This is a genomic window from Nannocystis sp. (genome assembly GCF_016714285.1).
Taxonomy (GTDB): domain Bacteria; phylum Myxococcota_A; class Polyangia; order Nannocystales; family Nannocystaceae; genus Nannocystis.
Genome location: NZ_JADJNN010000004.1, coordinates 1 through 18,306 on the forward strand (window position 1 = coordinate 1; position 18,306 = coordinate 18,306).

Genomic DNA, 18,306 nt, shown 5'->3' on the forward strand with positions numbered 1-18,306 from the left:
CCAGCAGCGAGTGGCAGTTGTTGTAGTCGTGCCAACGCGGGTTGAACACCAGCTCGCAGGCCAGGCCCTCGCGCTTGACGAGTTCCTCGATCATATTCGCCCGATATCCGGTAACGATGACCACGGCGCTGTCGTGGACGCCGACCTCACGCAGGCGGTCGAGCGTGCGCAGCAACATGGAGCGCCCGAGGACCTCGACCAGGGGCTTGGGGCGGTCGTCGGTCAGCGGAGCGAGGCGATTGCCGCGACCGGCAGCACGATGATGGCACGCACGCGCGGCAGTGAGAAGTGGCCTGGGTGTCAACCGCGGTGGTCTGAGGCTGTTCTGGCCAGTTGGTCAAGAGCGGCGCTCGCCGAGCCAGGGCGCACCTCCTCGGCGCGATCGAGCGGGCACACCAGCACCCGCCCCCGCTGACCACCACGGCGACGTCACGCATCCCCAGCACCGCGACCTCGGCCCCTCGCTCCACACCCAGCACGCCTTGACTGTCGATCAGCTGCACCCCCGCCGTGGCCGGCGCCACCACCCACGTTGTCGCGGCTGTCCTTCGGCAACGCGGCATGCATCGCCGACCACGACCCGAGGTCGGTCCACGGCAAGCGCATCGGAATGACGCAGAGGTCGCGCTGCTTCTCCATCACCGCGATGTCGATCGCCTCGGCCGTGATCGCGTCGTAGGCGGTGACCGCAGCAGACCCGGGTCCAGTGGGGCGAGCAGCGCCGCAGCTACCGGCGCCATCGCGCCCGCCACATCGGCCGCGCGCGTGGCGCTCGAGCCCGCCGCGGCGCGCCCCAGCGGCATCACGAAGATGCCGGCGTTCCGCAGGGAGCGCCCGGTCTCGACGAAGATCCCGGGCCCGCACGCATCCGGCTTCTCCACGAAGCGCAGCGCGGGATACACGAACGCGCGCCGCGCCGCGCCATGTAGCGGCTCCGGTCCTCGCTCAATGTAGCCGTACGCGGTACTGGCCTCGCGCGGCTCGACCCCAGCGGCGTCGATCCCTTCATCTCCTCCGCCTGCTCACGCAAGCTCCAGCAACGCGGTGAATCGATCCAGATCGCCGATGTGATGGTCCGCCGGCAACACCATCAACGTGGCCTTTGCGACCTGTTCTTCCGTACAGCCCGATCCGCAGGCGCTGGCGGACGTGCAGGAGGGCCAGCGCGACGCAGGGCGCGGTGCTGCGCGGCCGCGGCTCGGGGATCACGTTCGCGGGCGGCAGATCGGGCACCGCAGCCTCCACAGCCGGCACCAGGGCGATGTTGGTGACCACGAAGATCCGCTCGAGCGGCACCAGACGACGCGCCCGCTCGACCGCCGCCGCGAGCAGGGTGCTCGGCGGGCGCTCGCTCAGCTGCAACAGCTGCTTCGGCCGCGTCGGCGTCGATGCCGGCCACAGACGCGTCCCGCCCCCGCCGGCCATGATGACGACGACCCGGACAACACCGACACTCCGCGCTGCCCCGGGGCCATGGGTCCCGCACCAGGTTACCCGCTGGCGCCCCGCCGTACCAGACTCGCGCAAATTGGCCTGCTTGCGGCCGTAGTCGGCCTCCAAGAGTCCCCTTCCTCCGTTGCCGTGAAGCCGCCCTCACACGAAGGTCATCCGATCCCCGTTCGTGACGAGCCGGACGCGAAGGACTGCGAACGCGTTCTTCGGACGCGCGCACCGCCTCGCGGTTATCGACCGCGCTCGTGACGCATCGACGACCTGGGCTTCTGTGGAGCGGCGTCGTGTCGTCGCACGCGACCTTCAAGCTCGCGGCAGGGCCCGCCGTGTGTCGACCACCAGGCGCGCCTGGCGGGCGATCGCCGGCCAGTCATAGGCACTATGGTCGGTGACTACGACGACACAGTCCGCGGCGTCCAGCGCCGCCGCCAGATCCGGCTCGCTGCGAAGGGTGACCCCACCGTGGTCGATGCGCGGGACATGCGGGTCGTGATAGCTGACGCGGGCGCCTTTTTGCCGGAGCAGCTCGATGATGTCGAGCGCAGGCGACTCGCGGACGTCGTCGATATCCTTCTTGTAGGCGACCCCGAGCACCAACACCCGGCTGCCCTTGATCGCCTTCTCGTGCTCGTTGAGTGCGTCCTGCACCTTGCCGACCCAGTACGCCGGCATGCCGCTGTTGATCTCGTCGGCCAGCTGGACGAAGCGGGCGTTGTAGTTGAGCGTGCGCAGCTTCCAGGACAGGTAGTGCGGGTCGAGCGGGATGCAGTGGCCGCCGACGCCGGGCCCCGGCGTGAATTTCATGAACCCGTAGGGCTTGGTCGCGGCGGCGTCGATCACCTCCCAGACGTCGATCCCCAGCTTGTCGCACATCAACGCGATCTCATTGACGAGGGCGATGTTGACGGCGCGGAAGGTGTTCTCCAGCAGCTTCGACATCTCCGCGGCCTGGCTCGAGCTGACCGCGACGACGCTGCGGATCGCCTGACGGTACAGCGCGACCCCGACCTCGCAGCAGGCCGGGCTCACCCCGCCGACGATCTTCGGCGTGGTCTCCACCACGAAGTCCTTGCGACCCGGATCGATGCGCTCCGGCGAGAACACCAGGAAGAAGTCCTGTCCGGCGCGCAGACCCCGGGCCTCGAACATGGGCCGCAGCAGCTCATCGGTGGTCCCCGGGTAGGTCGTCGACTCGAGCGAGATCAACATGCCCGGGTGCAACGCGCGGGCGATCGCCTCGCTGGCCGCCGTCAAGGCCCGGATATCGGGGTCCCGCGTCTTGTTGAGCGGCGTGGGCACACAAATGATCGCCACGTCGGCGCTCGCCAGCGTCGCGTCGAAGTCGCTCGAGGTGAACAGGTTGACGCCGACGATCCGGGCCACCCGCTCGGCCGAGATGTCCTCGACGTACGACTCGCCGCGCTGCAGGGCCGCCAGCTTGCCGGCGTCGATGTCGAGGCCCGTGACCCGCGTGAAGCCTGCCTCGGCGAAGGCGACCGCCAGCGGCAGGCCGACGTAGCCCATCCCGAGGATGGCGATGTGGGCGCTGCGATCAGCGAACTTGTGCAACAGGACTGCGTGCGGATCGGTGCGGGCCACGGCCCGCGGAAAGGTAGCGAAACACCCCGCAGATGCGCGAGCCCACGCGGGTGACTCCTGTCACGCAGCGCCCGGTTCACCCGCTCAGGGCGCGCCGTCCAGGCGTGGCGCATGCACCGGCGCCCCCTGCGTGAGGCGCCGCGCCAGCAACTTGCCGAGCCACAGCAACCACAGCAGCGGGAAGCCGACGGTCACGCCCACGATCCCTCCAAGCTTGCGTACGAGGCTACGGCGCGGGTCGGTCCACGCCATGGCGAGGATCAGCACCCACAACAACACCGCATAGGCCGGGTAGAGCAGCACGAAGCGGACCGGGAAATAATGGCCGATGATGTTGTGCAGAAACTCGAAGTGGCGCCAGCCATAGCGATGCAGCGGCTGGAAGCGCTTGTCCATGCCCCCCGCGATGTCGAGCCGGCGAACCATCACAGCCTCGGGGTCGAACACCGCGTGCTCGCCAGGCCGACGCAGGCGCAGGAACCGGTAGCACAGCGACAGCTCGTCCTCGACGCTGGTGCACTCGTCCCACAGGCCGAAACGCGCCAGCGCGTCGCGGCGGATCGAGACGTTGCCGCCGTGGATCCCCAGGACCTGGCGGCGGCGATCGGCCTGCGCGTAAACCCGCTGGTACATCAAGATCGGCACGTAGCTGAGGACGTGCCGGCGGGCGACCTCCATGTTGCGGTACGGCGGGCCATGCACCGGCCCCTCTGGGATCCACCGCCCGGTGACAGCGATGCAATCCGGGTCGGAGAAGTTGCGCAGGTGAGCGTCGATCCAGCCGTCGTCGAGCGGCAGGTCGTCGTCATCCATGAACAGCAGGATCTCCCCGCGAGCCGCCCGGGCCCCGACGTTGCGCGCCCGCGGACCCCCAAGCGGCGGGTGGTAGAGCATGCGCACTCGCCGGTCACGGGTGAGCGCTGCGAGCTCGTCGGCGACCTCCGGATCCCGGCGCGTGCTCTGCTCAACGACCACGACCTCGAAATCGCTGAAGCGCTGCTCGAGCACCGCATGCAGCAGCTGACACAGCGCCCGGTGCCGGTTGAACGAACGAATGACGACGGAGACGCGGGGCGGCGAGGGCATGGCGGCGACCCGAAGGGGCGGCGCACCCTACCACCGGCCCCGTGGTATACGCCAGCCAATGGCCGTTCAGGTCCCGCCCCAGCACTACGAGTTCCACCGCTACGACGACCTCGAGCGCTGGGGCTCGTACTGGTACCAGATCCGGGCCGCCCTGCGCACCGCGCCGCAGCGGGTCCTGGAGATCGGCAGCGGCACCCGCGTGTTTCGCTCGTACCTCGAGAACCGCGGCGTCGAGGTGCGATCGGTCGACATCGACGACACCCGCCGGCCCGACTACGTCGCCGACGTCAGCGACCTCGACAACTCGCTGCCCCCCGGCCTCCGCTTCGACTGCGTCGCCGCCTTCCAGGTGCTCGAACACCTGCCCTACGAGCGCTTCGAGGCCTGCCTCGCCGGGCTGGCGCGCCGCGCCGCGCCGTGGTGCCTGCTGAGCCTCCCCCACTTCGGCGTGCAGTTCCGACTCGCCTGGAACTTCGCCGGCCTCCGCTTCAGCCGCGGCTTCTCGGTGCCCTTCCCATGGCGCCTGCGCTTCAACGGCGAGCACCACTGGGAGCTCGGCTGGCAGCACCCGATCCGCACTGTCACGCGCACAATCAGCACATACTTCGAGGTCGTCGAGCGGGGCTTCGTGCCGGAGAACCCCTACCACTATCTCTGGGTGCTGCGCTCACGCGCCGGCTGAGCTGGCCCGGGAGGCGTCACCCGAGAGACGGCCGCTGCGGCGCAGCGCGATCATGCCGGGGGCGAACACCGCGGCGAAGGCCGCGAGTCCGCCGATGCGCGCAGTGAGGTCCGCCGCCACGCCCGGCCCGCACAGCGCCGCGAGGCCGATCCAGGCCCCCGCCATGGCCCCGGCCGCGATCGCGGTCAACCCCCGCACGGCGGCGATGCTGCGCTCGTAGTGCCAGCCCTTGGTGATGAGACGCGCCTCAACGGCCCACAGCAAGTTCAGCAAGACATAGGTGAGCCCGATACCCCAGGCCGCCCCATCGACGCCATGGACAGGGATCAGCAGGACGAGCAGCGCGAAGCCGCTGGCGATCGCTAGCAGCATATTGACGAAGGTCAGCCGGCTGTGGCCAAACCCGCTCACGATGTGCTGATTGAGCCCGAACAGGCCGTGCAGCGAATACAGACCAATCAAGATCAGCGCGGGTCGCACGGCCACCGAGAACGACTCGCCCAGCAGCGGCACGATCCACGCCGCCGCGGCGACCATAAACGCGACCAGCGGGATCTGCAGGGTAGCGACCATGATCCACGCATGCGCGAAGCCGCGGCGCAGGCGGCCCTGGTCGTTCGTGTGGCCGATCTGCGAGACCATCGCCATCACCATCGGGTCGAAGGACACGCGGATCGCCGTCACATTCGACGCATACTGCAGCGCGCCCGCGAAGATGCCCACCGCGACCTCGTCGGTCAGCGCGGCCAGCACAAAGACGTCGAGGCGAACGAACAGCGCCTGAGCCAGCTCGCTTAGCCACATCGGCCAGCTGTACCGCCACAGCGCCGGCGGCAGGCGCCACGCCGGCCCCTGCCACGACGACCCGGCGAACGCGCGCCGAAACACCCACAGCACCGCCACCAGCCCCGCCGCGTAGGAGGCGAAGAACGCCAGCGCCAACCCGGTCTCGGCCAGCCCGAGCGCGTAGAGGAGCAGCGCCGCGAGCACCATCACCAGCGACACCACGCCTTCCTTGGCGATGACGTGCGCCTCGATGTGCCGCTTGCCGACAGCGGCCTGACACAGCACCTCGAGCATCGCCATCGGCACCAGGCCGGCGGCCATCCAGCGCAGGCTGGTCGTGATCTCCGGATGCCCAGCCCACGCAGCGATCAGCGGGGCGAGGGCCAAAGCCGTGGCGAGCGCCAGCGCGGCGCTCGTGGCCGCAGAGATCGCCAGCACGGCGCGCAGTCCGAGCCGCTCATCGGCCGGCACCTGGCGCGGGATCCACCACAACAGGCCCTTGTCGAGGCCGAGTAACGCCAGCCGCAGCAGCACCATCAACACCGCCTGGACCAGCGAGAACACGCCGAAGGGCCCCGGCCCGTACAGCGCGATCACCACGATCAGCAAGAAGGGATGGGCAAACTTGACGACGTACCCGATCAAGTTAAAGCGGAGGCTGCGGCGCAGGTCGCCGGCGTCCCTGGCGATCGCAGCGTGCGTGCTCTCCGTCGCGCCGGCCATCACGCCTGGCGCATGACCTTGCGGATCGCGGTGACGACGTCGTGGAGATCGCGGCGCGTGAAGGTCGTCGTCAGGCCGAGGAACACGCAGCGCGCGACCAGGTCAGCCGAGCGCGGGCACAGCGGCTCGGGCTGCAGGTTCACGCTGCGGATCGCCGGCTGCATGTACAGCAGGCGCCCGCCGTACTGTCGCTGAACGCGGATACCCTCAGCGTTGAGCGCCTCGACAACCCGCAGGGTGCGTTCAGGCGACTCGGTCAGGAATGTGAGCGAGACGCCGCCGTCGCCCTCGTCGTCGGGCACACGGGTCAGCTGCAAGCCCGGGATGTCTACGAGGCGCTCGAGCAAGAAGCGCTTGGCCCCGCGCATCCGCGACAAGATGTCGTCGAGGCGGCCCAGCTGCGCCAGCAGGACCGCCGCGTTGAGCTCACCGATCCGCAGCCCCTCGCCGATGCACGGCGACCCCGCCGCCTCGTTGCCGCGGTGGTTGCCGTGGTCGTGCAGGCGGACCGCCCGGTCGTACAGCGCGGCGTCGTCGGTCACGATCGCCCCGCCCTCCCCGGCCGTGATCACCTTGTTGAGCTGGAAGCTGAAGATACCGAGCGCACCGAGGCGACCGACCGTCTGCCCGCGGTACATCGTGCCGCAAGACTGCGCGCAGTCCTCGATCACCGGGATCTCGTGCTCGCGCGCGACCTTCAGGATCGGGTCCATGTCCGCGGCCACGCCGAACAGGTGGACCACGCAGATCGCCTTCGGCTTCGTACCTGTCCCTTCGGCCAGCTTACGACGCAGGTCGACGGGGTCGAGGGTCATGCTCTCGTCGATCTCGACGAACACCGGGCGGGCCCCAAGCGCGAGCACGACATCCGCGGTGGCGACGTAGCTGAACGCCGGCACCAACACCACATCACCGCGACCGACCCCGACCGCGTGCAACGCACACTTGAGCGCCGAGGTGCCCGAGTTGAGCGCCAGCGCGTGCCGCGAGCCGATGCGGGCCGCGAAGCGGCGCTCGAACTACGCCGACTTACCGAGCACATCCGGGCCGTAATAACGAAACAGGCTCTTCGAGCGCAGCACCTCGAGGACCAGCTTCTCCCTCCTCGCGGCCGATCAGCAGCGCGCCCGGTAAGGGCCCCGGCAGCGGCGTCTTGCGCACCGCGGGCCCGCCATCGATGGCGAGCGGCTGGTCGACCGCGCGGGTCGAACGGGCGGCTTGGGGAGGCACGAGCTTGAGCGAGGCGCTGTCTTTCATGGCGGCTTTCAGGTGGGCAGGCGATCGATCGCATCGGCTAGAGCATGGGCGGCTGTGAGGTTCTCGGGTGTATCGATCTCCATGCACACGAGCCCGGTGACGTCGCTGATGTGGAATTACCAGCCGGCGGCGATCAACTGCTCGAACGCCAGCTCGTAGTACACGCGGCGCTGCCCAGCCTCGATCTGCGCGCCGAGGCGGGCCCACAGCGCCTGGGCGGCCGCGGCCGTGAAACGCGCCAGGCCGACCGACTCGCCGATCGCTGCAGCCACGTCGACGGTCTTGCTGACCGCCGCAACGGTGCCGTCTGCCGCTTCGAGCACCTTCATCTCCTCGTCACCAAGGTCACGCCGACGCTCGACCGCCAGCGCCGCCTCGCCGCTCGCCGCCATCACGGTCGTCAGCACCCGCGTCTCGAACAGCAGGTCGCCGTCGAGCAGCACGACGGCCCCCGGAACGGCGACCCGCGCGGTCCACAGCGAATAGGCGTTGTTGGTGCTCGCGTAGACCTCGTTGCGCACGCACGTCACTCGCAGCCGACGCGGGCGCGCGGCCTGCCAGGTCGCCAGGAAGTCGGCCAGCACGTCCTCGCGGTAGCCGGTCACGATCACGACCTCATCGACCCCCGCGACCTCGAGCGCGGCGAGGGCTCGCTCGAGCAACGGTCGCCCGCCGACCGTCACCAGACACTTCGGTCGATCCTGCGTATACGGGTGCAGGCGGGTGCCCTCACCCGCCGCCAGGAGCACCGCGACGGTCGACGCAGCTTGCAAGCGGCACCTTGGTAGTCGGGAACCCGGAGCGTGTCAAATGCTCGCCCTACCCCGCGATCTCGGCCCCCGCTGGCCCGCGAAGCCCCATTCACGGCATCCGCGCACAGCGCGCGGTCAGAGCGACACCCGCGTAATCCGGTCCCGGCTCAGGTGCCCCAGGTACAGCTTGTCCCCGTGCTCGTGCACCGACGCCACCTGCTCCACGTACCCCCCGCTCGCGTCGTGCAGGCTGCGGATCACCTGGCCCGCCTCATCGAGCTCGATCACCAGCCCATACGGCTCCGGCTTGGGCCACAGGAAGCGCGGCAGGTTGGCCACCATCTTGCGCAGGAACGGCCGCGGCGCCAGGAAATCCCCGACCGGGTTGCGCGGCGTGAACATCGCGACCCAGAAGGTCCCGCGCCCGCTCTGACTGATGCCGTCGGGGAAGCCCGGCAGCTCCGCCCCGAACGGCTCCGTCGTGCCCGCCTTCGGCCCGCGCAGCCAGTACCGCGTCACCCGGTAGCGATACGTCTCGTTGACCACCACGAAGCTCTCGTCCTTCGCCAGCGCCACCCCGTTGGCGAAGAACAGCCCCTGCGCCAGCACCGTCGTCGTTTTGCCCACCGGGTCGTAGCGCAGCAGTCGGCCGTGGGCGCGGCCCTCGAGCAGGTCCAGCATGTGGTCGCCGAAGCCGAACTTGTCGCTCGCGTCCGTGAAGTAGATGACGCCGTCGCTCGCCACCACCACGTCGTCGGTGAAGCCGAAGCGCAGCCCGTCCGCGCTGTCCGTCAGCAGCGTCACCACGCCGTCCGGCGCCACCGACAGCAGCCCCCTCTTCGCGTCCGCCACGATCAGCGCCCCGTCCGGCGCGAAGTCGATGCCGAGCGGGCGCCCGCCCGTGTCCGCGAAGGTCGTGATCTTCCCGGCCTCCACCCGCACGATCGTCCCCGCGTGGGTGCCCGCGTACACCCGCCCCTGCGCGTCCGTCTCGATGTCCTCGGGCCCATCGACCTGGCCTTGCCCGATCAGCTCCGCCGTCGCCAGCTTCGCGTTCGGCGCCAGCGGCCCCGTCATCGCCGGCACCGGCGACGGCTCCCACGCCACCGGATCGATCGGCGCCGGCTTGATCGCCAGGTAAGCCACCGCCAGCAGCGACAGCGCGAGCAACAGGAGGAGCACCCGCTTGATCATCGTCATGGTCGCGGCGCCATCATACGCCCCGTCGACCCCCCGCTCCCACGCTCGCCCCCGCCCAACGGCGTGCAGACCTACCGGCGATAGCGGAAGATCTGCGGCTTCCCGCTCTCGACCTCGAAGATGAACCCGAAACCGAAGTCGATAAACCCGGTCTCCGTGTCGACCAGCTGCGACGGCGGGTTGTTGAACGGCGCCGCCTGGCGCACCGCCCGGATCGCCTCCTCGTCCAGGAAGTCGACGTCCGAGCTCCTGTCGAGCTTGATCTTGTTCAGCGTGCCGTCCGGATTGAGCCGGATCAGCAGCCGCGTCACCCGGGTCTTGATGCCGTAGCGACTCCCGTCCGGATCACGGGCCGCGTGCGCCACCTCCGGGTGCCAGTGCTGCTTCACCTGGTCGCGCACCCGATTAAAAAAGCTCGCGTACTTCCAGCGCCGCGAGTTGAGCTGATTCTCATCGCCCTCCTCGATGTCCTGGATATCGTCCATGCTCCCGTTCTGCCCCGGGTCGCCCGGCGACGACGACGGGTCGCCTCGCACCCCTGGCCGCCCCGGCGACGCCAGCTGCGGGCGCAACGGCAGCAGCGAGCCCGGGCTCGGCACCTTCGGCAGCGCCGGATCGCCGCGCCCCTCGTCCGCCTCGCCCTCGGCCGAGCTGGGCTCCTTCGGCTGCGGCCGCGGATCGAGCAGGTTCGGCATCGGCGGCATGTTGTTCGCGTCCGGCGCGTCGCCTGGCGTCGTTGGCCTCGCCCCGGCCCGCTCGCGCCCGTTCTGCGCCTTCGTCTCCTTCTCCACCTTCTGATCGAACTCGGCGACGTGCTTCGCCTCGTCCGGCACGACCTCCTTCTTCACCCGCTCCTGCTTGATCAGCTTGCCGGGCGGGTCGGTCTCGCGGGGCGCCTCGGCCTCTGGATCCTCCGGCGGCTTCTCGTCCTCGTCGACCAGCGCCACCTGCATCCACCCGTCGCGCGAGGGCGCCGGCGCCGAGCTCCACGACAGCCGGATCAAGCGATCGCCGAGCGGCCACAGCAGCACGTGCATCAGCAGCGACGCGATCAGCGTCGCCACCAGGATGACGATCGGCGAGGACTCATCGCGGCGGGCCATACGAAGGGCGAGAAAGTATAGCGGCCCCGGCCTGGGCCGGTATACCCTCCCGCCGCATGCCCGCCACCGCCCGCACGCTCGCGCCCGGCGCCGAGGCCCGCCTCGGCCGTGAGGTCCCGGTCCTCGACCTCGGCTTTGTCCAGCCGATCGACTACATGGGGACCGATGAGGACATCGTCCAGGCCGCGCGCGTGAGCTACGGCCCGAGCACCCGCAAGCTCCACGACGACCGCGGCCTCCTGCGCTACCTGATGCGCCACCGCCACACCACCCCCTTCGAGATGTGCGAGGTGAAGTTCCGCTGCAAGATGCCGATCTTCGTCGCCCGCCAGTGGATCCGCCACCGCACCGCCAACGTCAACGAGATGTCGCTGCGCTACAGCGAGGCCCCCGACGAGTTCTACGTCCCCGAGCTCGAGGCCGTCACCCTCCAGTCGACCACCAACAAGCAGGGCCGCGACGACGACACCAGCCTCCCCGCCGAGCAGCGCGAGCAGGTGCGCCAGCTGCTGCGCGCCCGCAACGAGCTCGCCTACGCCGACTACCAGCACCTCGCCAACGAACTCGGCATCGCCCGCGAGCTCGCCCGCACCATCCTCCCGGTCTCGCTCTACACCCAGTGGATCTGGAAGATCGACCTCCACAACCTCCTCCACTTCCTCGACCTCCGCCTCGACCCCCACGCCCAGATCGAGATCCGCGTGTTCGCCGAGGCCATGGCCGAGTTCGTGCGCGACTGGGTCCCCCACGCCTGGGAGGCCTTCGTCGACTACCGCCGCGAGGCCGTCCCGCTCAGCCGCCTCGAGGCCCGCGCCCTCGGCCGCCTGCTCGCCGGCGACCCCGAGCCCGCCGCGATCGCGGCCGCCGGCCTCAAGGGCCGCGAGCTGCAGGAGTTCGAGCACAAGCTCGCCCGCCTCCGCGAGCTCGCCCGCTGACCGCCTGTCATCGCGTGCGCGCGCTCGTCCGATCACCCGCCTGCCCGAGCTCGCCCGATGACCGCCACCCTCCCGCTCGCCGTCGCCTGCCCACGCTGCCACAGCCCCGCGATCGCCTACTCCTGCGAGCCGCGCTGCTGCTTCAACCACGTCTGCGCCGCCTGCCGCTGCACCTTCCAGACCGCCACTGAATTCCTCGGCAGCAAACTCCCCGGCCTCAGCCCGCCCGATCCACTGCCCGCGGACAGCGATCCCACCGCCCCGACCGCGCAGTGCTGCGAGTGCCGCTCCATCGCCGTCTACCGGCTCGCCGACGGCCGCAGCGCCTGCACCCGCTGCGGCGCCCTCCTCCAGCTCCTCTACGAGGACATCGACTGACCCGCCCGATCGGTGCTCTCGAAGATCCGATCCGCCGACCCCTCGATGAACCCATCGAACAGCGCCCCATCCGGCCCCGGGTACCGGCGTGCGAACTCGTAGTAACACCCCGGCACCGCGTACACCCCGTCGGAGAACTCCACCTCCACGTTATCCGCGATCGTCGAGCTCTGCTCGAGCCCCCTGCGCCGCGGACCCCTTGATCACCCCGCCCGCCGGGTTCAGCGCGAAGCCCTGCGCCACCACCCACTCGTTCAGCGCCGCCAGTTCCGCGAACCCCCGCAGCGCATTCACCAGCACCGTGAAGTGGTTGGCCCGCAGCCCGTGCGCCGCCACCCACGCCGCGTACTCGCTCTCGCGACGCAGCGCCTCGACCTCCGCGAAGCTCACGCTCCAACCTCGCCCGATCGCCAGCGCCGCGGGTAACTGCCCGACCATCCGCCTCACCGTCGCCTGCAACCCATCCGAGCACTCCGCGACCCGCAGCTCGCTGATAAAGACCTTGGGTCGCCCCGCCTCCGGATGCGCCAGGTGCCGCGCGTCGAGCTTCTTCTCGACGAAGCGGTAGCTCCCCGCGACCCGCCAGCCTGCCCGCAGGAACGGCGCCGCCAGCTCGTCGATCCCCATCCGCGTCCCCGCGAAGCCACGCAGCGCCACGTGATCGTCGACCACCGTCTCCCCCAGCGCCGCGAGCCCGCCACGGATCTCCCGCGCCTGCGGCGTGCGCGTCACGTAGTCGTCCCACAGCGCCGAGAGCAGCTCCATCGCCCCGCCAGCATCGCAACAACCTCGACGCGCAGCAACCACTCGCTGGCCCCGCGGGGCAACCACTCGCTTGCCCCGCGCCCCCCTCCGGCGCATCGTCCCCGCGACCATGGACCTGCGCAGCTTCAAGCTCCATCGCCCTGACCGCCACGTCCGTGCCGTCCTCGCCGACCATCGCGGCGAACACCCCCACGACCTCGAGGGCGAGCCCTTCGCCCGCGTCCTCCTCGCCGCCGCCCCCCTACTGTCCCGCCTCCACGATCGCCTCGGCCACGAGCCCCGCGCCCTCTCCGTCGACGGCCTCACCCGCGTCCTCCGCCTCACCACCGAAGGCGATCCGCCCCGCCCCTTCGTCCTCCCCCTACCTGACCTTTCGGACATGTCCCCGGAGATCAGCGCCCTCGCCCGCGCGATCGTCCGCGAGCTCCAGCCCCGCGGCCCCGACCTCCCCGGCACCACCCCCTCCGACCCCGCCTTCTGGGACCACCTCTATCGCGCCGACGCCGGCGGCTGGGAGCTCGGCCGCCCGACCCCGCCGCTCGCCCACTGTCTCGCCGCCGATCCCCCGACCGGCCAGCGCGCCCTCGTCGTCGGCTGCGGCCGCGGTCACGAGGCCCGCCTGCTCGCCGAGCTCGGCGCCCGCGTCACCGCCATCGACCTCGCCCCCGCCGCCATCGCCAGCGCCCGCGCTGCCACCCCGCCACACCTCGCGATCGACTTCCAGGTCGCCGACCTCTTCGCCCTCCCCCGCAGCCCCAGCTTCGACCTCGTCCTCGAGCACTGCTGCTACTGCGCGATCGAGCCGCGACGCCGCCGCGAATACGTCGACGCAGTCGCCGACCTGCTGGTCCCCGGCGGCCGCCTGCTCGGCCTCTTCTACGCCCACGGTCGCCCCGGCGGCCCGCCCTTCACCGTCAGCGCCGACGAGCTCGCCGCCAGCTTCGCCCGCCGCTTCACCGTCGACGCCCTCGCCATCGCCGACGACTCCGTGCTCCTGCGCCTCGGCGAGGAGCTGCTCGGCCGCTTCACCCGCCACTGACCCCAAATATCGCGGCGCGATCCCGCCCGACAGCACGGGCAGTGTGACCCCACACGTCCCCCGCCAATCCCCACCGATCCCTGCGTTGCACGCGCAACGAGCCCGCTGGTATACGACCCGCGGACCTTCTAGGGGGAAGTTTTCATGTCACGCCGCAACAAGATCACGATCGTGGGAGCCGGCAACGTGGGGGCCACCGCCGCCCACTGGGCCGCCCAGAAGCACCTCGGGGACGTCGTCCTCGTCGACATCGTCCCGGGCTTTCCGCAGGGCAAGGCGCTCGACCTCGCCGAGTCCGCCCCGGTCATGGGCTTCGACCTCAAGCTGGTCGGCACCAACGGCTACGACGAGACCGCCGACTCCGACGTCGTCGTCATCACCGCCGGCGTCCCGCGCAAGAAGGACCCCGTCACCGGCAAGTTCACCTCGCGCGACGAGCTCGTCGAGATCAACCGCAAGATCGTCGGCGGCGTCACCCGCGAGATCGCCAGCCGCTCCCCGAACGCCGTGCTCATCTGCGTCAGCAACCCGCTCGATGCCATGTGCCACGTCATGTACGAGGAGTCGAAGTTCCCCAGGGAGCGCGTCGTCGGCATGGCCGGCGTCCTCGACACCGCCCGCTACAAGACCTTCATCGCCGAGGCCCTCGGCGTCAGCGTCGACGACATCCACGGCATGGTCTTGGGCGGCCACGGCGACACCATGGTCCCGCTGCCGACCCACACCTCAATCGGCGGCATCCCGCTGACCGAGCTGCTCCCGCAGGACAAGATCGACGCGATCATCCACCGCACCCGCAACGGCGGCGGCGAGATCGTCGGCCTGCTCGGCTACTCCGGCTACTACGCCCCCGCCGCCTCCACCGTCGCCATGGTCGAGTCGATCGTCCGCGACCGCAAGCGCGTGCTCCCCTGCGCCGCCCTCCTGCGCGGCGAGTACGGCTACCACGACCTCTTCCTCGGCGTCCCCTGCGTCCTCGGCAAGGGCGGCGTCGAGAAGATCATCGAGATGAAGCTCGGCGACAAGGAGAAGGCCATGCTCGAGGTCTCGGCCAAGGCCGTCCGTGAGGTCGTCGCCATCCTGCCGTACGGCCAGAACGCGCAGGCGGCCACATGAAGATCCACGAGTACCAGGGCAAGGAGCTGCTGCGCGGCCTCGGCGTGCCCGTCCCGCTCTCACGGGTCGCCTTCAGCCCCGCCGACGTGCGCGCCGCCGCCAACGAGCTGCACAAGGAGACCGGCAACCCCGTCGTCGTCATCAAGTCGCAGATCCACGCCGGCGGCCGCGGCAAGGGCCGCTTCAAGGAGCACCCCGAGCTCGGCGGCGTCAAGGTCGTCAAGACCGCCGACGCCGCCTTCGAGGTCGGCGAGAAGATGCTCGGCAACACGCTGGTCACCATCCAGACCGGCCCCGAGGGCAAGAAGGTCCACCGCCTCCTGGTCGAGCAGGGCATGGACATCGCCCGCGAGCTCTACCTCGGCATCACCCTCGACCGCGTCACCGGTCGCACCACGATCATGGCCTCCACCGAGGGCGGCATGGACATCGAGGAGGTCGCCGCCCACACCCCGGAGAAGATCCTCCGCGAGAGCATCGACCCCGCCGTCGGCCTGCAGCCGTTCCAGGCCCGCAAGCTCGCCTACGCCCTCGGCCTCCAGGACCCCGTCGCCGGCCGCGCGGTCAAGTTCCTGCTCGCCCTCGCCGCGGCGTACGACAAGCTCGACTGCTCCCTGCTCGAGGTCAACCCGCTCGTGATCACCGGCGCCGGCGAGGTCATCGCCCTCGACGCCAAGGTCACCTTCGACGACAACGCGATGTACCGTCACCGCGACCTCGAGGAGCTGCGCGACCCCAACGAGGAGGACCCCTCCGAGCTCGAGGCCAAGGCCTGGGACCTCAGCTACGTCAAGCTCGACGGCGACATCGGCTGCATGGTCAACGGCGCCGGCCTGGCGATGGCCACCATGGACATCATCCAGTACGTCGGCGCCCACCCGGCCAACTTCCTCGACGTCGGCGGCGGCGCCACGGCCGAGCGCGTCACCGCGGCCTTCAAGATCATCACCAGCGACCCCAACGTGAAGGGGATCCTGATCAACATCTTCGGCGGCATCATGAAGTGCGACACCATCGCCACCGGCGTCATCGCGGCGGTGAAGGAGGTCGGCCTCTCCGTCCCGCTGGTCGTCCGCCTCGAGGGCACCAACGTCGAGCTCGGCAAGCAGATGCTCGACGCCAGCGGCCTCAACGTCGTCACCGCCTCGAACCTGCGGGACGCTGCAACCAAGATCGTCGGTCTCGTCGCCAAGGCCCAGGTGAAGTCATGAGCGTCCTCGTCGACAAGAACACGCGCCTCATCGTCCAGGGCATCACCGGCAAGGTCGGGGCCTTCCACGCCGAGAACTCGCTCAAGTACGGCACCCAGGTCGTCGGCGGCGTCACCCCCGGCAAGGGCGGCGAGAAGGTCCTCGGCGTCCCCGTCTTCGACACCGTCACCGGCGCCGTCAAGGCCACCGGCGCGACCGCGTCCGTCATCTTCGTCCCGCCGCCCTTCGCGGCCGACGCGATCATGGAGGCCGCCGACGCCGAGGTCCCGCTCATCGTCTGCATCACCGAGGGCATCCCCGTCCTCGACATGGTCCGCGTCAAGCGCTACCTGCAGGGCCGCAAGTCGCGGCTGCTCGGGCCCAACTGCCCCGGCATCATCACCCCGAACCAGTGCCGCATCGGCATCATGCCCGGCTACATCCACACGCCCGGCAAGATCGGCGTCGTCTCCCGCTCCGGCACCCTCACCTACGAGGCCGTCCACCAGCTGACCAGCCTCGGCCTCGGCCAGTCCACCGCCATCGGCATCGGCGGCGACCCGGTCAACGGCACCAACTTCGTCGACTGCCTCACCCTCTTCAACGACGACCCCGAGACCGAGGGCATCATCATGATCGGGGAGATCGGCGGCTCCGCCGAGGAAGACGGCGCCGCCTTCATCCACGCCCACGTCAAGAAGCCCGTCGTCGGCTTCATCGCCGGTGTCACCGCCCCGCCCGGCAAGCGCATGGGCCACGCGGGCGCCATCATCTCCGGCGGCAAGGGCACCGCCGAGGCCAAGCTCGAGGCGCTCCGCAACGCCGGCGTGGCGATCGCCGAGACCCCCTCCGACCTCGGCTCCACCATGGCCCGCATCCTCGGCCACCACGCCCGAGCCTGACGCCACACTCCCCACTCCGGGGCTTCAGCGGCCACAGACTGCCCGTCTGCTGGCCGCTTCGTTATTTTCTCGAGCACATCAACGACAGCCAAATTCGTAAGGTCCAACACACAAGAAGCACAGCGACCACAAGCCTGCGCCTCCCGTTGTCGTGGATCACCGCTTGCCTCACCCATGCGGCCCACGCCGAGCCGGTCCCGTGCACTTGCAATCTTCGCATGCCACGCCTACCGTCCGGGCATGCGGAGACTAGGACTGTTGCTGGCGCTCAGCGCCTGTGCGCCCGAAGGCGGCACCGCGAGCAGCGATGTCGACCTCGAGACGATGTCGACCACCGAGGTCGCCAGCACCAATCCTCCCGTCCAGACAGTCACTGGGGCCACCGACGAGACCAACTCGGGGTCCAGCGACCCCGTCACGTCGAGCACCGGCCCCGACACCAGCAGCACCACCAGCACCATCGACAGCAGCAGCTCCGACGCCGAGTCGAGCACCTCGCACGGCCCCCCCGTCTGCGGCAACGGCATCGTTGAGGGCGACGAAGCCTGCGACGACGGCAACGACGACGACACCGACGGCTGCACCAAGACCTGCCTGGTCCCCGGCTGCGGCAACGGCGTCCTCGAGCCAGGCGAGGCCTGCGACGACGGCAACAAGTCCGACCTCGACGCCTGCCTGAACAGCTGCCAGGAGGCCAGCTGCGGCGACGGCGTCGTCTGGGACGAGATGGAGGAGTGCGACGACGCCAACGCCGTCGACACCGACGCCTGCCTCACCAGCTGCAAGGCCGCCAAGTGCGGCGACGGCTACCTCTGGGCCACCAAGGAAGTCTGCGACGACGGCTTCAACGACGGCGAGTACAACGGCTGCTCCCCCGGCTGCAAGGCGCTCTCCCCCACCCGCTGCGGCGACGGCAAGGTCCAGGATCAGTACGAGCACTGCGACGGCAGCAGCGGCCTCATGGGCGTGGGCTGCACCCCTGGCTGCCTCTACGACTTCTCCAGCGTGCCCCAGATGTCCTGCACGATGACCTGCAGCTGGGCCGGCCCGGCAGGCTGCGACCAGGCCGACGCCGATGTCTTCTGCAAGCTGCGCACCGGCAACAAGCAGGCCAAGGCCACCTCGTTCAAGCCCGGCCCGCCCTCTGACAAGGGCGGCTTCCCCTGCTCCGACTCAAAGGTCGTCCTCGACCCCGACCTGCGCCAGAAACTCGGCATCCTCACCGAGTTCGGCGTCAACAAGGAGGTCTACTACCAGGAGACGAAGATCGCCAGCACGCACGGCGTCGCCCAGGTGTTGCAGGCGGCGTTCCTGGTCTGCAGCCCGTGAGCGCAGCGCGCC

General features: G+C 70.0%; 16 protein-coding genes and 2 pseudogenes. 8 read left to right on the forward strand and 10 right to left on the reverse strand.

Going from position 1 to position 18,306, the window contains the following annotated elements:
• From IPJ59_RS37715 to IPJ59_RS10955, 4 genes are all read right to left on the reverse strand, one after another.
• The coding region (locus tag IPJ59_RS37715; RefSeq protein ID WP_366524580.1) for a sugar phosphate nucleotidyltransferase at positions 1 to 304 on the reverse strand (304 nt) is incomplete at its 3' end.
• Positions 305 to 1,005: 701 nt separating this feature from the next.
• The gene (locus IPJ59_RS10945; protein WP_293271364.1) at positions 1,006 to 1,425 is read right to left on the reverse strand and encodes a sugar phosphate nucleotidyltransferase; all 420 of its coding nucleotides are present in this window, start codon (positions 1,423 to 1,425) and stop codon (positions 1,006 to 1,008) included.
• Positions 1,426 to 1,755: 330 nt separating this feature from the next.
• The gene (locus IPJ59_RS10950; protein ID WP_293271366.1) at positions 1,756 to 3,051 is read right to left on the reverse strand and encodes a nucleotide sugar dehydrogenase; all 1,296 of its coding nucleotides are present in this window, start codon (positions 3,049 to 3,051) and stop codon (positions 1,756 to 1,758) included.
• Positions 3,052 to 3,135: 84 nt separating this feature from the next.
• The gene (locus tag IPJ59_RS10955; RefSeq protein ID WP_293271369.1) at positions 3,136 to 4,137 is read right to left on the reverse strand and encodes a glycosyltransferase family 2 protein; all 1,002 of its coding nucleotides are present in this window, start codon (positions 4,135 to 4,137) and stop codon (positions 3,136 to 3,138) included.
• Positions 4,138 to 4,195: 58 nt separating this feature from the next.
• Between IPJ59_RS10955 and IPJ59_RS10960 the strand changes: the two genes are divergently transcribed.
• Positions 4,196 to 4,819: a class I SAM-dependent methyltransferase gene (locus IPJ59_RS10960; RefSeq protein WP_293271371.1), complete on the forward strand. Its 624-nt coding sequence runs from the start codon at positions 4,196 to 4,198 to the stop codon at positions 4,817 to 4,819.
• Here the strand turns inward: IPJ59_RS10960 and IPJ59_RS10965 are convergent.
• From IPJ59_RS10965 to IPJ59_RS10985, 5 genes and pseudogenes are all read right to left on the reverse strand, one after another.
• Positions 4,805 to 6,328: an oligosaccharide flippase family protein gene (locus IPJ59_RS10965; RefSeq protein WP_293271373.1), complete on the reverse strand. Its 1,524-nt coding sequence runs from the start codon at positions 6,326 to 6,328 to the stop codon at positions 4,805 to 4,807. The two genes, IPJ59_RS10960 and IPJ59_RS10965, sit on opposite strands and share 15 nt — an antisense overlap.
• Positions 6,328 to 7,335, reverse strand: a pseudogene (locus IPJ59_RS10970) (DegT/DnrJ/EryC1/StrS family aminotransferase); the annotation flags it as partial. The gene IPJ59_RS10965 and the pseudogene IPJ59_RS10970, both read right to left, overlap by 1 nt.
• 366 nt (positions 7,336 to 7,701) lie before the next feature.
• A complete protein-coding gene (locus tag IPJ59_RS10975) occupies positions 7,702 to 8,358 on the reverse strand; it encodes a phosphocholine cytidylyltransferase family protein (protein ID WP_293271375.1) in 657 nt (218 codons plus the stop codon).
• A gap of 114 nt (positions 8,359 to 8,472) precedes the next feature.
• Complete coding sequence (locus IPJ59_RS10980; RefSeq protein ID WP_293271376.1) at positions 8,473 to 9,537, reverse strand: SMP-30/gluconolactonase/LRE family protein; 1,065 nt, start codon at positions 9,535 to 9,537, stop codon at positions 8,473 to 8,475.
• A 71-nt stretch (positions 9,538 to 9,608) separates the two neighbouring features.
• Positions 9,609 to 10,640: a TonB family protein gene (locus tag IPJ59_RS10985; protein ID WP_293271378.1), complete on the reverse strand. Its 1,032-nt coding sequence runs from the start codon at positions 10,638 to 10,640 to the stop codon at positions 9,609 to 9,611.
• Positions 10,641 to 10,696: 56 nt separating this feature from the next.
• Here IPJ59_RS10985 and thyX point away from each other — a divergent pair, with 56 nt between their 5' ends.
• Both thyX and IPJ59_RS10995 read left to right on the forward strand, forming a co-directional pair.
• Positions 10,697 to 11,575 carry an FAD-dependent thymidylate synthase gene (thyX, locus tag IPJ59_RS10990; RefSeq protein WP_293271380.1) on the forward strand — a complete coding sequence of 293 codons (879 nt, stop codon included), beginning with the start codon at positions 10,697 to 10,699 and terminating at the stop codon, positions 11,573 to 11,575.
• Between the two features lie 57 nt (positions 11,576 to 11,632).
• Positions 11,633 to 11,953 carry a hypothetical protein gene (locus IPJ59_RS10995; protein WP_293271382.1) on the forward strand — a complete coding sequence of 107 codons (321 nt, stop codon included), beginning with the start codon at positions 11,633 to 11,635 and terminating at the stop codon, positions 11,951 to 11,953.
• Here the strand turns inward: IPJ59_RS10995 and IPJ59_RS11005 are convergent.
• A pseudogene (locus IPJ59_RS11005) lies at positions 11,935 to 12,718 on the reverse strand (2-oxoadipate dioxygenase/decarboxylase family protein). The gene IPJ59_RS10995 and the pseudogene IPJ59_RS11005 sit on opposite strands and share 19 nt — an antisense overlap.
• A 109-nt stretch (positions 12,719 to 12,827) precedes the next feature.
• Between IPJ59_RS11005 and IPJ59_RS11010 the strand changes: the two are divergent.
• From IPJ59_RS11010 to IPJ59_RS11030, 5 genes are all read left to right on the forward strand, one after another.
• Positions 12,828 to 13,757 (forward strand): methyltransferase domain-containing protein, encoded by a 930-nt coding sequence (locus IPJ59_RS11010; RefSeq protein WP_293271388.1) that lies wholly within the window; start codon positions 12,828 to 12,830, stop codon positions 13,755 to 13,757.
• A gap of 144 nt (positions 13,758 to 13,901) precedes the next feature.
• Positions 13,902 to 14,873, forward strand: a complete 972-nt coding sequence (gene mdh, locus IPJ59_RS11015) for a malate dehydrogenase (protein ID WP_293271390.1) — start codon at positions 13,902 to 13,904, stop codon at positions 14,871 to 14,873.
• Positions 14,870 to 16,084, forward strand: coding sequence for an ADP-forming succinate--CoA ligase subunit beta (sucC, locus tag IPJ59_RS11020; protein ID WP_293271392.1), 1,215 nt, complete (start codon positions 14,870 to 14,872; stop codon positions 16,082 to 16,084). Before mdh ends, sucC begins: the two co-directional genes overlap by 4 nt.
• On the forward strand, positions 16,081 to 16,965 hold the full coding sequence (gene sucD / locus IPJ59_RS11025; protein WP_293271394.1) for a succinate--CoA ligase subunit alpha: 885 nt from the start codon (positions 16,081 to 16,083) through the stop codon (positions 16,963 to 16,965). The genes sucC and sucD overlap by 4 nt, the downstream gene beginning before the upstream one ends.
• Positions 16,966 to 17,205: 240 nt before the next feature.
• Positions 17,206 to 18,294, forward strand: a complete 1,089-nt coding sequence (locus IPJ59_RS11030; RefSeq protein WP_293260521.1) for a DUF4215 domain-containing protein — start codon at positions 17,206 to 17,208, stop codon at positions 18,292 to 18,294.
• The last annotated feature ends 12 nt before the right edge of the window (positions 18,295 to 18,306 follow it).

Coding starts and splice junctions, on each gene's coding strand:
- thyX (WP_293271380.1), top strand. CDS start 10,697: ATGCCCGCCACCGCCCGCACGCTCGCGCCCGGCGCCGAGGCCCGCCTC.
- IPJ59_RS10955 (WP_293271369.1), bottom strand. CDS start 4,137: ATGCCCTCGCCGCCCCGCGTCTCCGTCGTCATTCGTTCGTTCAACCGG.
- IPJ59_RS10945 (WP_293271364.1), bottom strand. CDS start 1,425: ATGGCCGGCGGGGGCGGGACGCGTCTGTGGCCGGCATCGACGCCGACG.
- IPJ59_RS10985 (WP_293271378.1), bottom strand. CDS start 10,640: ATGGCCCGCCGCGATGAGTCCTCGCCGATCGTCATCCTGGTGGCGACG.
- sucC (WP_293271392.1), top strand. CDS start 14,870: ATGAAGATCCACGAGTACCAGGGCAAGGAGCTGCTGCGCGGCCTCGGC.
- IPJ59_RS10980 (WP_293271376.1), bottom strand. CDS start 9,537: ATGACGATGATCAAGCGGGTGCTCCTCCTGTTGCTCGCGCTGTCGCTG.
- IPJ59_RS11030 (WP_293260521.1), top strand. CDS start 17,206: ATGCGGAGACTAGGACTGTTGCTGGCGCTCAGCGCCTGTGCGCCCGAA.
- IPJ59_RS11010 (WP_293271388.1), top strand. CDS start 12,828: ATGGACCTGCGCAGCTTCAAGCTCCATCGCCCTGACCGCCACGTCCGT.
- mdh (WP_293271390.1), top strand. CDS start 13,902: ATGTCACGCCGCAACAAGATCACGATCGTGGGAGCCGGCAACGTGGGG.
- sucD (WP_293271394.1), top strand. CDS start 16,081: ATGAGCGTCCTCGTCGACAAGAACACGCGCCTCATCGTCCAGGGCATC.
- IPJ59_RS10960 (WP_293271371.1), top strand. CDS start 4,196: ATGGCCGTTCAGGTCCCGCCCCAGCACTACGAGTTCCACCGCTACGAC.
- IPJ59_RS10995 (WP_293271382.1), top strand. CDS start 11,633: ATGACCGCCACCCTCCCGCTCGCCGTCGCCTGCCCACGCTGCCACAGC.
- IPJ59_RS10965 (WP_293271373.1), bottom strand. CDS start 6,328: ATGGCCGGCGCGACGGAGAGCACGCACGCTGCGATCGCCAGGGACGCC.